Origin of the sequence: Streptococcus chenjunshii, from assembly GCF_003086355.1 — a bacterium.
GTDB classification, from domain to species: domain Bacteria; phylum Bacillota; class Bacilli; order Lactobacillales; family Streptococcaceae; genus Streptococcus; species Streptococcus chenjunshii.
In genome coordinates, this window is record NZ_CP031733.1 from 1807601 (window position 1) to 1823304 (window position 15704).

Below are 15704 nucleotides of genomic sequence, written 5' to 3' on the forward strand. Positions count from 1 at the left end.
GTGAGTCATTATCTAAGTGAATTAGCTTATTATCCTGTAGTTATGCTGATTTACTCCAATGTTAGAGGCGAAAAATTAAAAGCATGGGAAATGCTAGCAATAGCTCTATCTTTCTTTATTATTGATTTTACATGGTTTTATACTATTATCGGCAGAATCTTAATCTTGATGCTTTTATCTTATTGGAAAGATAAAACACTGCCTTTCTCTTTGTATGTTTTTTATGGGAGTTTTACGTGGGTTATTGAAAGTATTATCATTAGGATAATCAGCTTTTTTATCTTCCCCATATTTCATCTTAATTATATAGACTTAAGTAAGAATGATGAATTGTTTATCATTACAGAAATTTCAGTAATAATAATATATTTCTTAACGGTAAAACTTTCCAAAATTAATTTTCAGACTTTCATCATGTTGAGTGAAATAAAAAAGCTAAGAAAAATTTTGATATTTACCAATATAACCATGATATTTTACTATATAGCTATAGAATTTTTGACAGGAGTCGAATTTCAAGGTGGAGTTTCAACTTTGCTTTACCGTCAGTGGCTGGTCGCTCTGTACTTTATTTTCTTTCTCTTAATGTTATTTTATATGAACCGTTCTTATCAGAATTGGCTGGAAAAGGAAGTCGCAGCAGCACGTGAGTATGAATTACACTCTTTATCAGTATACAGTAAACAAATTGAAGGATTATACGAAGAATTAAGAGCTTTTCGCCATGATTATGCCAATATTTTAGCCAGCCTAAAAGCAGGAATCGATCAAAATAACATGGATATGGTACGAAATATTTATCATTCTGTGTTAAAAGAATCCGGACACCTTATTCAAAATAAAAAATTTGATATCGGACGATTGATTAATATTGAGAGTGATGCTGTAAAAAGTCTTTTATCAGCTAAAGTGTTAGAAGCAGAATCTTATCATATCGAGGTTGAACTTGAAGTTAAAGACAAGATTGGAACTCCGGACATTCCTTTGCTGGATTATGTTCGCCTGCTGTCTATTTTGTGCGATAATGCTATTGAAGCCGCCTTGGAAGCCGAAAAACCAGCAATAACAATTGCTTGTTTTTATCAGGAAGATGATTATATCTTAATCGTAGATAATACTACGAAAGAAGAGCGGGTTCCTGTAGAAGTGATTTATCAAAAGAATTATTCAAGCAGAGGCTTCGGACGCGGTGTGGGACTTAAGACGGTTAACCAAATGTTAAAACGCTATTCAAACGTGTCCGTGCAGACATCAAGTAAAAATTACCATTTTAGACAGACTGTATGTATCAAAAAATCATTCGACTAAAAGCCGAATGATTTTTATCTAAGTTTGTTTTTTAGCTTTATTTTGAAAATTTTTCAACCAATCAAAGGGACCGGTCAGCAAAACGTTTTTGCTGTTTCCTCCGACCGTCTCCTCTAACTCAGATTGGCTCAGTTCTTTAAATTTTTTATCCTGTTTCATCTTATTAGCCTCCCAATGCCGCTATTATAACAGAAAAAACACTAAGAAAATAATCCAGTCATAAACGGTCGTTTTTAGGTCGTAAACGGTAACTAAGCGTTCTGGAACACGGCTTAAAATCTTAGTGAAAAGGCTGCCTGCCGACGCGGTGCAAGACATTCCTGCCAAACCATTAAGAAAATGGGTTTCTCAGGCATAAAGGTTACATTGGTACAGCACTAGGGAAAAACACGTTTTTCCCTTGCGGCTGGCAAAAACCTTATTGATTCGTCATCAAAACTTTTCTCGGTTTGGTTCCTTCCGCAGGTCCAATAACTCCTGCTTCTTCCAATTCATCCATCAGGCGCGTTGCTCTGTTGAAACCGACCGAAAGTCTGCGCTGAAGCATGGAAGCACTGGCTTTCTGCGTTTCCAGCACTAAGGCCTTAGCCTGAGCAAACAGCGGATCTCCCTGATCGTCCTTGTCTTCGGAAAAATCATCCGCTTCCGACACTTCTCCCGGATCAAAGCTATCATCATAATCAGCTTCAGCCTGATCCTTGACAAAGCTGACAATTCGCTCAACATCATCATCAGAGATAAAGGATCCCTGCAGGCGAACCGGATGGTTTTCGCCTATAGGACTGAAGAGCATATCTCCTCGGCCCAGCAGTTTTTCTGCTCCATTCGCATCCAGGATCGTCCGGCTGTCTGTTCCGCTGGATACCGCAAAAGCGATACGCGACGGAACATTGGCCTTGATCAGCCCAGAAATAACATCAACTGACGGACGCTGGGTGGCAAGGATCATATGAATACCGGCGGCACGCGCCTTCTGTCCCAGGCGGATAATGGCATCCTCCACTTCTTTGCTGGCCACCATCATCAAATCCGCAAGCTCATCCACAATGACAACAATCAAGGGCAGAGGAATTTCTTTCTCTGCTGACTTAGCATTATGAGCCTCTACCTTAGCATTATAGCTTCCGATATTACGCACTCCAAAGTGACTGAACAATTCATAGCGGTTCTCCATCTCGTCAACGACCTTCTGCAGGGCCTTGCTGGCCTTACGCGGATTAGTCACGACCGGAATCAGCAGATGCGGAATGTCGTTGTAGACAGACAGCTCAACCATCTTGGGGTCAATCATCATAAATTTAACTTGGTCTGGCCGTGCCTTCATCAGGATACTGGCTATAATACCGTTAACAGCAACAGATTTTCCCGATCCAGTCGACCCAGCAACCAGCAGGTGAGGCATGCGGGTCAGGTCAAAGCTGCGGGCCGCGCCGTTAACAGCCTTGCCCAGTGGCACCTCCAGTAGATTCTCCGGATTAGTATCAGCCTGTTCCCAAAGTTCCCTAAAACTGACCGTCGCAATCTCCGAATTAGGCACTTCAATACCCACAAGAGATTTCCCGGGAATAGGGGCTTCAATCCGGACATCCTTAGCAGCCAGTGCCAAGGCCAAATCATCTGCCAGATTAGCGATTCGGTTAACCCGTACGCCCACAGCTGGTTTAACCTCATATTTGGTTACAGAAGGACCGATTTCGGCACGCTCAACGCTGACTTTAATCCCAAAACTGGCAAAAGTTTCTTCCAAAATTCTGATATTTTTGCGCACCAAGGTCTTTTCTTTTGTCTGATTTTTAGGCTTATCCGGCGCAAAAAGTTCAATTGAAGGCAGTTTGTAAACCAAAGGAGCTTTGGGAGTGAAGTCAACCTCAACAGCCTCATCGCCGGCATCTGCTTCCTCAGCCGAAAGGGTCTGCCGGTGGTTATCGCCATCAGCCAGCTGATCCAAATCAAAAGCAGAACTTTCCGGAATAGGGGCAGTTTCGAAGAGATCGGCGCCATAGCCATTATCATAAGCAATAATCTCAGGTTCTTCTGGATAAGCAGGAGGAGACACTCCTTGAGCTGTTTCATTTTCCAAAGCGGCCTGCAAAGCTTCTGAAGCCTCTTTTTCAGCCAGCTCACGCTCTGCTGCTTTTCTTTCCTCACGTTTTAAAAAGCGTTCTTGCTTCTTACGCTCATGCCGGCTTTGCCATTTTTGCAGGCTTTTTTTAAAAAAGTCGGTGATATCGTAAATATCCCAAGGACTCATTAAAAAAAGCCCCAAAATGATAAAAAGCGCTCCGATAAGAAAAGAGCCAATATTGGAGAAAAGGAAAGCTACCGGCTTGTACAAAACTGCGCCAATCAGCCCTCCGCCTGTAAATTGCTTGACTTGAGCATTAAGGACCTCTTTTAAAAGAAGATTGATAGTCGTTTCAAAGACCGGCTTTTCTCTGTAAGCCGCTAAGGAGAAAAGATAGGCATGCCATTCCAGCAGCAGACCGATCAAAGTTACCACAAAACCACCTGCTAAACCTTCAAATTTTTTCAGCCATTTAAAGGCAAACAGGTAGATAAGGATGGCAAAAATGACCAGATAGGCCAAACTCCCAACAAAGACACGCACTAAGTTATAGACTGTTATTCCAAAAAATCCTAAACGAATCACCGCAAAAAAGAGAATTAGGGCTGTCAGGACAGAAACAGCCATTCTCTTAATTGCTTTTCTTCTTTCTTTTTCTGCTTTTGTCAGCCGTTTCCCTGAACGGCCTTTTTTTCTATTCTTTGCTTTAGCCATGATTTCATTATAGCATTTTTACATCTTTTTATAAAATGAAGAATAAGCAGCTTGCTTCCAGCAATAGAGATACAGACTTTTGAAAACAAAAATAGCTGTAGCTGCTTCTATTCTTATTTTTCAAAGGAAACGCTGTACTGCTGTCAGCTCTGCCAGTCCTGTATCTTTTGGTAACAGCATATTTAAACATCACATTATAGCAGTGTTTTGCAGGCGGACTGCTTCTTTAAGTCATTTTATCTCGATTTTTCTGAAGAAATCAGCTGTTTGACTCAGCTCTGCTTTGTCAGAAGAATCAACTTCGTCAAAAATGTCAATCAGTTAACTTTCCAGAAGGCTGCTATTTCAGAGACCACCCTCCATCAGCCTTGATAATTTCTCCCTGCAGAGACTGTGCTTTTCCTGAAGCTAAAAATAGGGTCAATTCGGCAATTTCGGATGGCTCTGTCCAGCGTCCAATTGGGGTTTCAGCAGCTACCCAGCCGGCAGCCCCTCCTGTTTCAAAATCATCAGCCGTCATCGCCGTTTTTACAGCTCCTGGTGCAATGCCAAAAACCTGAATATTATCTTTAGCATAATCCAGCGCCAGCTGCCGTGTCAGACCCGCCAATGCATGTTTTGCACTGGTATAGGCCGCACCGCCGCCCCCAGCTAAAAAGCTGGCGATTGAACACATATTGATAATAATGCCTGCTCTTTTCTTAATCATTTTGGGCAGATAATGCCGGATAAGCTGAACAGCAGCCCAAAAATCCGTACGAAAAACTAACTCAAAATCCTCTTCTGACAATTCAAGCAAAGGTTTATACTGATCGAGAATTCCTGCTGTGTTGCACAAAATATCCACCTCCGGAACGAGACCATACAATGCCGTTAAATCTTCTGTTAAATCGAGGCGCAAAAACTGAAAGGCCCCCTGTAGAGCTGGATCAGCTCCTTTATCAACACCGTACACCCTGCAGCCTTTTTCCAGGAACAGCTTGGCCTGCGCCAGACCGATACCTGAGGAAACACCTGTGATAAGAACACTTTTAGTCATGCATCTACTCCTCTTCTTCTTAGACTGTTTGCACACACTTGTTGCAGAACGATAAATGGACAGCAAAATTGAACCACAGTCTGAAATTCAGTAAAAGATCAGATTCTTATTTCTATTTATTATACCTCAAAACTGCAGAAGCTGAAAAGAGGGTGGTGTTTTAAAACAAACATAGCCGCCATCAAAAAACGGGAAAACTAGCTTTCCCGTTTCTCCATACACTATGTTTTTTGACGAAAAACCCAAAATAAAATTCTCCCCATAAGCAGTGCAAAAAGAACAATGAGACCAATGATAAGCAGCCAGCTCCAGGAATTTCCTGTTAAAATATCAGGCAGGGGGACATTGATTCCAAAGAAGCCGGTGATAATATCAGGCGTTGCCAAAAGAATCGACAGCCCCGTTAAAATCTTCATGGTATCATTCAGCTGATTATTCAAAACATTGTTATAGGTTTCTGACAGCTGTGCCATCGTCTGTGCTGTCAGTTCTGACATTTCCAGAATCTGGCGGGCTTCAATTTTTGCAGCAGAAAGTTTTTCACTGTCACCGGCAAAAAAAGGACAGTTTAAAGACGAATCTTCTAATTGCTCTAAAACAAGGTAATTTTGCTTACTTGACGATTTAATGCCAATCATGGCCATCTCAATATCTGACAGAGTAAGTAAGCGATTTTTAGTCGTCTTTTTACGAAGTTTTTCTCGAATTTCTTTTAATTCTTTGTTAAGGCGTTCCAAAACATGAAAATAATTTTTGGAAATACAAACCAAAGCGGCGCATATAAAATCATAAACAGAGTCAATGCTTTCTGACTCAAATAAAGCGATGAACTGCTCAATCAAATAAGCATTGTCATTAGTATGCAGGATAATGACTCGATTCTCTTTAAGAATAAAAGTTACAGGAGTCGTCGCATAAATATTGTCATCTTTCTCATCGTGAATTGCATCATATACTAAAACCAAACGTTCTAATTTGGCATGATAGTCAATATGTGCCAATTCATCGACGTCTGAAGCGTAAGCGATGATTTTCTCATCAATCGCCAAATCAGTCTTTAACTGCTGATTATCAAGATTTTCGTCTAAATTAACACAAATCCAAGTCAAATTGCCAAATTGCTTTTCTTCCATAAAGCTCCTTAAAATAAGATACAAAGGCCGTTAAAAACGCAAAGAGAAAATAGGCGGTAAGTCCGAAATCTTCGATTTCGCAGACGCATCCCTGCTAGGATGACTAGAAGGGTGCGGTCGGCTGCTAAGACGACAAAGCCTTCAGTCAGCTACGGCTGGTTAAGCCTTGTGACAGAACCTCAAATGACAGGAACCCTCACTCTCACAGCGTTTAGGCCGTGTTCAGTTCAAATAAGATACAAAAACTGCTAACCAATCACACTGCCGTTCGGGAGATCAGGATCAACACTCAGCAGTGTCAGCCGGCCGTCATGTTCAGCTGAGAGAATCATGCCTTGACTGATATATTTTTTCATCATTTTCCGTGGTTTGAGATTAGCAACAATCTGTACCTTTTGACCTACCAACTCTTGTTCATTCGGATAATATTTGGCAATACCGGAAAGAATCTGCCGGTCTTCACCATCTCCGGCATCCAGCCGGAAAGATAATAATTTGTCTGAACCAGCAACTTTTTCAACAGCTTTCACTTCAGCTACACGAATGTCCAATTTATCAAAATCATTAAAAGCAACTGGCGCTTTATCTGATTTGAGTTCAACCTCTTCGGGATTCCACTCTTTTGCAGCAGTCCCTCCCTTATCAGCTTTCATTTGTTCCTTGATATAAGCGATTTCGGCTTCCATATCCAGACGCGGGAAAATCGGGCTGCCTTTTGCAGCTACCTTAGCTCCTGAAGGCATTGCTGACAGGCTTAAGTTAACAAGGTCAAATTCCCGGCCAAAGCCCAGCTGATCCATGATGGCATCAGATGTCGCCATCATAAAAGGCTGAATAAGGTGGGCAACCACACGGAGGCTGGCAGCTAAGTGTGCCATAACAGCTTCCAATTCCTGAAGCTTTTCGGGATTTTTGGCTAAAATCCAAGGTGCTGTTTCATCAATATATTTATTGGTTCTGGAAATAATTTGCCAAACAGCTTCCAAAGCACGCGGGAAGTCTACTGCTTCCATATGCTTATAGTAATCAGTGAGATTTTCAGCAATCACGGCTTCCAGATCATCATCAAAAGCTGTTACCTTTTCAGTATATACCGGAATGCTGCCGCTGCAGTATTTATTAATCATGGCAACTGTCCGATTGAGGAGATTACCTAAATCATTAGCTAATTCGTAATTGATTCGGCCAATATAGTCCTCAGGCGTAAAGGTTCCGTCTGAACCAACAGGAAGGCTGCGCATAAGATAGTAGCGCAAAGGGTCAAGCCCGTAACGTTCGACCAGCATCTCCGGATACACAACATTTCCTTTTGATTTAGACATTTTTCCATCCTGCATCACGAACCAGCCATGCGCAACCAGTCGTTCAGGCAGGGGAAGTCCCAGCGCCATCAAGATAATCGGCCAATAGATTGAATGAAAACGCAGAATGTCTTTTCCAATCATGTGAATATTAGCAGGCCAGAAGGTGTCAAAGCGGCTGTGTTCTTGCTGGCCGTAGCCAAGAGCCGTGATATAGTTAATCAGTGCATCAATCCAGACATAAACGACATGTTTAGGATTGCTTGGCACCTGTACGCCCCAAGTAAATGTTGTCCGGCTAACAGCGAGATCTTCCAGTCCCGGTTCAATGAAGTTTTTCAGCATTTCATTCATTCGACCCTGAGGAGTGATAAAATCCGGATGCTCCCTGAAGAAAGCTACTAAACGGTCAGCGTATTTACTAAGACGGAAAAAGTAGCATTCTTCTGAAACCTTTTCAACTTCATGACCGGAAGGCGCTGTTCCTCCGATAACATTACCCGCTTCATCACGGAAAACTTCAGCCAGCTGACTTTCAGTGAAGTATTCCTCATCTGAAACAGAATACCAGCCGGTATATTCACCCAGATAAATATCTCCCTGCGCCAAAAGCTGTTCAAAGACTTTAGCAACAACATCTTCATGATAACTATCTGTTGTGCGGATAAACTTATCATAGGAAATATCCAGCAGCTGCCAGAGCTCCTTTACACTCTCTGCCATACTGTCAACATAAGCCTGCGGACTGATACCAGCCTCCGTTGCTTTCTGCTGGATTTTCTGACCGTGCTCATCAAGCCCAGTCAGGTAAAAAACATCATAATCCATCAGCCTCTTATAACGCGCCATAACATCACAGGCAATTGTCGTATAAGCGGAACCGATATGGAGTTTCCCAGAAGGATAATAAATCGGTGTTGTAATATAAAATGTTTTTTTATCAGTCATAGTATTCCTTTCAGTAAGATAGAAAATGTCTAAGATAGGCTTCCTATTAAATTTCTAGCATTTAACCCTGAACAGCCGCGGCCGCTTTGCCCGCAAAAGGCCCATCAAAACTGGAAAAAGCAGCAACCGGTCTCTGCAAGGGATAACACCTTATTATAGCATAAGTTCAGCCCGCTTGAACAGTTAAAAAAGGAAACAGATAAAAACTGAAGCTTAGGAGCTGCGGCCTAGAAAGCGCCGCAGTCAAATTTCCTAAAGTTCTTATTTTTTCTGCTTCCTTTTTCTTATCACTATCTCTCGTCCTGCTGCAATCTGAAAGAAACTGTATATCATTCAGACAGTTATTTTTAAAAATCTGTCTTATCAGTAATTGTCATAATAAACGCGTTTTTTACGATAAAGGTCTTCTGTTTTTTCATAATCAGTCAATTTTTATTTCCGCAAATCTGTTTTATCAATACTCATTGTACTGACTGTATTTTTTACGGAAATTTTCCTCAATCTTTTCATAATCCGAAACCATCTTTTTAGCTTCGTTTGACGATAATCTTTTAAAGACCATTTCGTCAATCAGCTTACCTTTTTCGTTATAGGTTTCAATAGTTAAAGTAGTTCCTGACTTCTTGTATTTATACTGATATTCACCCATATCATTATACCAATCGATGTAACTTTTTTTTAAATCTTCTACCGTATCTTCATCAAAACCGCTGTAGTAGGCGGAAAAATTATCCATCACCTCATCAACCTTTTTCTTATAAGCTTCAGGGTTGCTTGCCCGCAGCAGCGTTTTCTCCCAGGGATTGACCTTATAACGAGGGTTAAACAGATTGGTTAAATAAATGTCTGCTTCAGCATAATCACCGTCATGCCACTTATTATAATAGTAACCATACTGTGAAAAATCACTGTTTTCAATAGATACAAAGAAATGGTATTCAATATTGTTTTCTTCTTCAAGGACAGTATGCCATTTTTCTTCCTCTTCATCATAATAACGCTCATAGGTCAGCTCCCAGACACCGTCAATTTTACCGGAATAGTAGCGATAAGCCGCATAACCGCCCAAAATGCTGAAAAGCAAAATCAGACCAGAAACGACACTGATAGCAATGATAGTTGATGCTTTCAATTTCTTCTTGGCCGGCGGCTGAACTGATGGCATAGGCTGAGCAGCAACTGACTGAGATGGTACGGGCTCAGCTGGCTGATTAACAGGTTGTTGCGGAACAGCCGTTTCCGGCTGACTGGCAGCTGGCTGGGGCGGCGTCTCTACTCCATCTTGATCGGCAGCAGCTTGCATGAAATCACCATTTTGTAAAGCAGTTTGAATTTCTGCGGCACTCGGTTCACGCCCGTAAACTGTTCTGAAATAATCTAACCATTCCTCTTGATTCATCATAAATCCCCTCACTTTATTAAGATACCAAGGCCGTTAAGAAATCCGTATGAAAATAGGGACTGACAAGTGATGCTTGCATCACGCTGGCAGGCATACTCACAGAAGCAGCCACACTCGTACGTCAGCTTGCGCTTCCTACGATTGCGTCTCTTTTTCACTAGGATTTTAGGCCGTGTTCAGTTCCACCAAGATACAAAGGCCGTTAAGAACGCAATGGGAAAATAGGCGGTAAGCCCGAAATCTTTGATTTCGCAGACGCACCCCTGCCAAGACGGTTAGAGAGCGAGACAGACCCCCAGACTATAACGTTAGACGTCTCGCCCCCGCAAAGCCTAGCAGACATTTTAAAACTTTGAAAAAGCGACTAAAATGGCGCTAGGCTACTGCGTTTCGTACATACCACTAACAAAATCAAGGGCAACTTTTTAAATCATCCTTCGGTCTGTCTACGGCCGCTAAGACGACAAAGCCTTCAGACGGCTGCGATTAACTGCAAGTCCGACATTTTTGATTACCGAGTCCAGGCTGACAGTGATTAGCTGCACGATGAGGTTACTCTCGTCCTGCATGGCAGCTTGTCAGTTATAAACTAAGCCTTAATCCTGTCTGTCATTCTTTATTCCTTAGTATTTGAACTGTGTTTGCTTTAATTTTATAACCTTATTCTACCATAATTTTAAATCTTTAACAGGACTTTCCCAGCACGTTTTTCTTACCAGAAGTAAGGGAAAGACGATGATTCAGGGAATGACGGCAGGAAAAATTTTTTTAAGCTAAACTCTATTATTTGCTTTTTATGTAAGACCAGACGCAGTATCCGTTATAGAGAAACATGCGGACACGACAATCGCTATTCCTTCTCTTTTTTGTTATAATAAGAAAAAATTCAAAAAAAGGGACAAGTTATGAAACTGATTTCATGGAATATTGATTCACTTAATGCCGCTTTAACCAGTGACTCTGCCCGCGCTCTGCTTTCGCGTGCGGTCATTGACACACTTGCGGCCGAAAAAGCAGAGATTATTGCCATTCAGGAAACCAAATTATCCGCCAAGGGACCAACTAAGAAACATCTGGATATCCTAAAACAATATTTCCCTGACTATCAAGTTACTTGGCGCTCTTCCGTCGAGCCGGCCAGAAAAGGCTATGCAGGAACAATGTTTCTTTACCAGCCGCAGTTACAGCCTACAATCAGTTTTCCGGAAATTGGAGCGCCAAGTACTATGGATGCGGAAGGACGTATTATCACCTTGGAGTTTGAACAGTTCTTTGTCACTCAGGTTTACACGCCCAATGCCGGAGACGGTCTGAAACGTCTGTCAGACCGTCAGCTTTGGGATCAAAAATATGCTGATTATCTGACTGTCTTAGACCAGAAAAAACCGGTTTTAGCAACAGGAGATTATAATGTCGCCCATAAAGAAATTGACCTCGCCCATCCAAAATCAAACCGCCGTTCTCCGGGATTTACTGACGAAGAACGTCAAGGTTTCAGCAATTTATTAAACAAAGGTTTCACAGATACTTTTCGCTATTTGCATGGAGATATTCCTAATGTTTACTCTTGGTGGGCTCAGCGCAGCCCAACCAGCAAGATTAATAACTCCGGATGGAGAATTGACTACTGGCTGACTTCTGAACGCATTGCTGATAAGGTCAAAAGGTCAGATATGATTGATTCTGGCACTCGGCAGGACCATACACCTATTATGATGGAAATTGATTTGCCTCTATAACATAAAATGGGATTTGGAGCTGTCTCTATGGAAAAATACCAAGAACTCACTAGACTTTTTGACACTCAAGCTAATCCTGGAAAAGCACGGCAGATGGCCGCCTATATGCGGAATCAATTTTCTTATTATGGCCTTCCTACTCCTGAACGCCGCAAACTATACAAGCCATTTATTAAGGCAGATAAAAAAGCAGGCCGTATCGATTGGAAGCTGCTGGAGTTGGCTTGGAGCAATCCTCACCGTGAACTGCAGTATTTTGTCTACGATTACTTGGCTGCTTTTCAAAAACAGCTGCACTATGAAGATGTGCCCAACATTGAACGGTTTGCCCGCAGCAAGCAATGGTGGGATACTATTGACTTTTTTGACCAAATCATTGGAAAAATTGGCTTAAAAGATGAGCGCATCAACCAGCTCATGCTGAAATGGTCGCAAGATGAGAATTTCTGGATCAGGCGCCTTGCTATCGATCATCAGCTCGGCCGTAAAGAACTTACTGATACGAATCTATTAGAGAAAATCATTCTAAATAACCTTGACAGCACAGAATTTTTTATCAACAAAGCCATCGGCTGGAGCCTGCGTGATTATTCCAAAACCAATCCCAACTGGGTCCGCAGTTTCCTTCAAAAATACAAAAAAAGACTGGCCCCTTTATCAATCAAAGAAGCCAGTAAATATCTCTAAAAAGAGAGCGGGACAAAATCGAAATCATCATTTTATGACAATTGACCGATTTTGTCCCGCTCTCTGTTTTTACAGGCCTAATTCTGCGTAGGGCGTTCGATAGCCGATTTGCAGTATCCTGCCGTTCTCTGTCAGGATTGGGCGCTTAAGTAACATCCCGTCTGCCGCCAAAAGTTTTAAAGCTTCATCAGTTGACAGACTGCTGAACGTATCTTTAAGCCCTAACTGGCGGTAACTATTGCCCGAAGTATTGAAATAACTTTTCAAATTAAAAGGGCCGGTTTCCAGCCATGATTTAAGCTGCTCAGCTTTAGGAGGCGTTTTCTTAATATCAATGGCTTCAAATGTTAAGCCTAACTTTTTTAACTCAGCCTTGGCCTTACGGCAGGTTGAACATCTAGGATACTCATAAAAAGTTAGCATATTTCTCCTTCTAACACAATACAAAGGCCGTTGAAACGCAAAGAGAAAATAGGCGGTAAGTCCGAAATCTTCGCTTTCGCAGACGCACCCCTACCAAGATGACTAGGGAGCGGGGCAGAACCCCAGACCATAACGTTCGACGTCTAGCCCCCGCAAAGCCTAGCAGACATTTTAAAGCTTTGAAAAAGCGACTAAAATGACGCTAGGCAACTGCGTCTCGTACATAACACTGACAAAATTAAGGGCTAGTTTTTAAATCGTCCTTCAGTCATCTACGGCTGGCGGTAAGTCCGAAATCTTTGATTTCGCAGACGCACCCCTGCCAGGACGACTAGAAGGGTGCGGTCGGCTGTCAAGACGACAAAGCCTTCAGACGTCTACGGCTGGCTAAGCCTTGTGGCAGAACCTCAAATGGCAGGATCCCTCACTCTCACAGTGTTTAGGCCGTGTTCAGTTTGCTTAATTTTTGTTTCAACCGGTTATTTTTATCCCTTCATGCTCCAGCAGCCATCGTTTCCTTTCCAGTCCGCCGGCGTAGCCGGTTAGCTGTCCCTGACTGCCGATAACACGGTGGCAGGGAATCAAAATACTGATGGGATTTCTGCCAACAGCACCACCAATTGCCTGAGCTGACCGGCAGTTCAGCTTCTTGGCAATCTGGCCGTAAGTTATGGTTTCTCCAATAGGAACTGTTAAGAGCAATTCCCAGACTTTTCGCTGAAAGACAGTGCCTTTCGGTAATAAAGGCGGACAGATTGGCGGTGCCGCTTTGGCAAAATATGCAGCCAACCAGGCTTTTGCAACAGATAAGACCGGATTCTCCCGCTCTGCAACGTTTAAATTTTCAAAATGCGATAGTTCGTATTTCTGCCCCGTAAACCAAACTCCCAGCAGTGCTTCCTCATTAGCTAACAAAATAAGCTCACCGACAGGAGATAAATAAGTCTGTTTAACAAGCACTGTCGGCCTCCCCCTCTTGCGCATAGTCCTTGAAGCATGACGGTTTCTTGAATTATTTTTTTGTAATTAAGCGCACACGGATAATATTATCATTTGCTTCAAAAGCATCTACTAATGTTTTTATCTTAGTCTTATCCGTTTCGTCCAAGTCGAGAATAGTATAGGCATAATCGCCTTTTGAGCGGTTGAGGATATTGTCAATATTGATATTAACTTCTGAAACAGCCGTTGAGATTTTTGCTACAATATTGGGCACATTGCGGTTAATCAGCGTAATACGGTAAGGGGCTGTCAGTGCCTGGTGCATATTAGGGAAGTTAACAGAGTGCGTGATTTCCCCGGTTTCCATAAACTGCCGGATTTCCTGACTGGCCATGATGGCACAGTTAAGCTCTGCTTCTGCTGTTGATCCCCCGACATGCGGAAAGACAGTAATCTTATCTTTGTTGAGCAGCTCTTCTGTGCCAAAGTCGGTAATATAGCGTTTAACCACCCCCGTTTCGATGGCTTCAAACAGCGCTTCATTATCGACCAGTTCTGCACGGGCAAAATTGATTATAGTGGTCCCTTTTTGCATTAAGGCAAAGGCATCGGCACCAAATGTATTTTTCGTATCTTCTGTCAAAGGCACGTGGATAGTGATGTAATCACAATTGGCAAAAATTTCTTTAATATCTCGGACCCGTCTGACATGATGAGAAATATTCCATGCTGCCTCAATCGAGACATAAGGATCGTAACCATAGACGGTCATTCCAATACGGCGGGCATCATTAGCGATACGGGCACCGATGGCGCCTAGACCGATAACCCCTAGATTCTTGCCGCGAACTTCGGTTCCGGCAAATTGTTTTTTGCCTGCTTCAATCTGTTTAGGGACATCCTCGCCTTTTAGGGTATTTGTCCAGGCTGTTGCAGAGATATAATCACGCGCCGACATAAGGATAGCAGCTATCACTGCTTCCTTGACAGCATTGGCATTGGCACCCGGAGTATTGAACACAACGATACCTGCTGCTGTTGCTTCGTCAATAGGGATATTATTTGTTCCGGCACCAGCACGGGCAATGGCTTTCAGATTTGGCGGAAAGACTGTCTCATGTAAGTTCTGACTGCGGATAATAAAAGCATCCGGATTGTCAGAGCGCTCACCGTCAACCTGAAATTCATTCCCCAGTTCTTTTAAGCCCAACTGATTAATATTGTTAAAGGTTTTAACACTAAATACCATTTTATTCACACAAAGGCAGGTTCCCCAGCCTTTCCTTTTCTATTTTTTAATTAAACTATCATTACTGTTTAAAAAATTCTGTAAGAAACTGTTTCAGCTTTTTTACTGAAAACTGTTCATTTTCCATATAAACGAAAGAGGACTGTCTGCTCTTCTCTTTCATCCTTGCAGTTTTATACCAAACCGTGATAATCTGCTTCATCAACCTCTTGGTAAAAAGCCTTCTCAGCCTTGGTTTTTATTTTTTGATAGGCTAAGCGTTCACCGTCAATCGGGACTTTTCCGCAGTAAACATAGCCAAGTTTCTCAAGTATATGCTGCATAGCGGCATTTTTCTCATGCGTATCGCAGCGAAAATCATGGCCGTCAGTACCTTCAATCAGCCCCTGCAGGAAAGTCTGACCAATCTTCTGTCCCATAACTTCCGCCAAAACAGCGATACGATGAAAAGTGATATAGCGATGGTTGCTGTGCCGCCAGCGTCCGTCATAAATTTTGTCATAAGCAGGATCGCCATCAGTAATAACGGCTGCATAGGCAACAATCTGTCCCTCAATCAAGCCGACATACCCCTGTCCCTGTAAAATATCATCAAAAATATCGTTTTGGTTAGGATAATCTCCCTGCCACTGACTGCTGCCAGATTCTGCCAGCACCTGCTTGGCACTGCTGATGACTGTCATAATCTGATTAACTTCATTAGGAAAAGCCTGTCTAATATCCATTATTCTGCCTTTTTTAGTAATCCATTTTC

13 protein-coding genes are annotated in these 15704 nt (G+C 42.3%); 3 read left to right on the forward strand and 10 right to left on the reverse strand.

Annotated features, from left to right (window positions below):
- Nucleotides 1-1308, forward strand: a complete 1308-nt coding sequence (locus tag DDV21_RS08645; protein ID WP_116877996.1) for a sensor histidine kinase — start codon at nucleotides 1-3, stop codon at nucleotides 1306-1308.
- An 18-nt stretch (nucleotides 1309-1326) separates the two neighbouring features.
- Here DDV21_RS08645 and DDV21_RS08650 read toward each other — a convergent pair whose 3' ends face one another.
- The 6 genes from DDV21_RS08650 to DDV21_RS08680 all read right to left on the reverse strand — a co-directional run bounded on the left by DDV21_RS08650 (nucleotide 1327) and on the right by DDV21_RS08680 (nucleotide 9910).
- Complete coding sequence (locus DDV21_RS08650; protein ID WP_116877997.1) at nucleotides 1327-1467, reverse strand: lactococcin family bacteriocin; 141 nt, start codon at nucleotides 1465-1467, stop codon at nucleotides 1327-1329.
- A 259-nt stretch (nucleotides 1468-1726) separates the two neighbouring features.
- Complete coding sequence (locus DDV21_RS08655) at nucleotides 1727-4087, reverse strand: DNA translocase FtsK (protein WP_116877998.1); 2361 nt, start codon at nucleotides 4085-4087, stop codon at nucleotides 1727-1729.
- Between the two features lie 340 nt (nucleotides 4088-4427).
- Nucleotides 4428-5126, reverse strand: a complete 699-nt coding sequence (locus DDV21_RS08665) for a 3-oxoacyl-ACP reductase (protein WP_116878000.1) — start codon at nucleotides 5124-5126, stop codon at nucleotides 4428-4430.
- Nucleotides 5127-5347: 221 nt separating this feature from the next.
- Entirely contained in the window at nucleotides 5348-6259 is a 912-nt protein-coding gene (locus tag DDV21_RS08670) for a magnesium transporter CorA family protein (protein ID WP_116878001.1), read from the reverse strand.
- A gap of 248 nt (nucleotides 6260-6507) precedes the next feature.
- Complete coding sequence (metG, locus tag DDV21_RS08675; RefSeq protein ID WP_259293364.1) at nucleotides 6508-8535, reverse strand: methionine--tRNA ligase; 2028 nt, start codon at nucleotides 8533-8535, stop codon at nucleotides 6508-6510.
- A gap of 427 nt (nucleotides 8536-8962) precedes the next feature.
- Complete coding sequence (locus DDV21_RS08680) at nucleotides 8963-9910, reverse strand: hypothetical protein (RefSeq protein WP_142917739.1); 948 nt, start codon at nucleotides 9908-9910, stop codon at nucleotides 8963-8965.
- Nucleotides 9911-10815: 905 nt separating this feature from the next.
- Between DDV21_RS08680 and DDV21_RS08685 the strand changes: the two genes are divergently transcribed.
- Nucleotides 10816-11649: an exodeoxyribonuclease III gene (locus DDV21_RS08685; protein ID WP_116878004.1), complete on the forward strand. Its 834-nt coding sequence runs from the start codon at nucleotides 10816-10818 to the stop codon at nucleotides 11647-11649.
- A 27-nt stretch (nucleotides 11650-11676) separates the two neighbouring features.
- On the forward strand, nucleotides 11677-12336 hold the full coding sequence (locus DDV21_RS08690) for a DNA alkylation repair protein (RefSeq protein ID WP_116878005.1): 660 nt from the start codon (nucleotides 11677-11679) through the stop codon (nucleotides 12334-12336).
- 69 nt (nucleotides 12337-12405) lie between these two features.
- Here the strand turns inward: DDV21_RS08690 and DDV21_RS08695 are convergent, their stop codons facing one another.
- The 4 genes from DDV21_RS08695 to DDV21_RS08710 all read right to left on the reverse strand — a co-directional run bounded on the left by DDV21_RS08695 (nucleotide 12406) and on the right by DDV21_RS08710 (nucleotide 15675).
- Complete coding sequence (locus DDV21_RS08695) at nucleotides 12406-12759, reverse strand: arsenate reductase family protein (RefSeq protein WP_116878006.1); 354 nt, start codon at nucleotides 12757-12759, stop codon at nucleotides 12406-12408.
- A 471-nt stretch (nucleotides 12760-13230) separates the two neighbouring features.
- Nucleotides 13231-13719 (reverse strand): methylated-DNA--[protein]-cysteine S-methyltransferase, encoded by a 489-nt coding sequence (locus tag DDV21_RS08700; RefSeq protein WP_116878007.1) that lies wholly within the window; start codon nucleotides 13717-13719, stop codon nucleotides 13231-13233.
- Between the two features lie 52 nt (nucleotides 13720-13771).
- Nucleotides 13772-14950 carry a phosphoglycerate dehydrogenase gene (locus DDV21_RS08705; protein WP_116878008.1) on the reverse strand — a complete coding sequence of 393 codons (1179 nt, stop codon included), beginning with the start codon at nucleotides 14948-14950 and terminating at the stop codon, nucleotides 13772-13774.
- Nucleotides 14951-15123: 173 nt separating this feature from the next.
- A complete protein-coding gene (locus DDV21_RS08710; protein ID WP_116878009.1) occupies nucleotides 15124-15675 on the reverse strand; it encodes a GNAT family N-acetyltransferase in 552 nt (183 codons plus the stop codon).
- Nucleotides 15676-15704 lie beyond the last annotated feature (29 nt).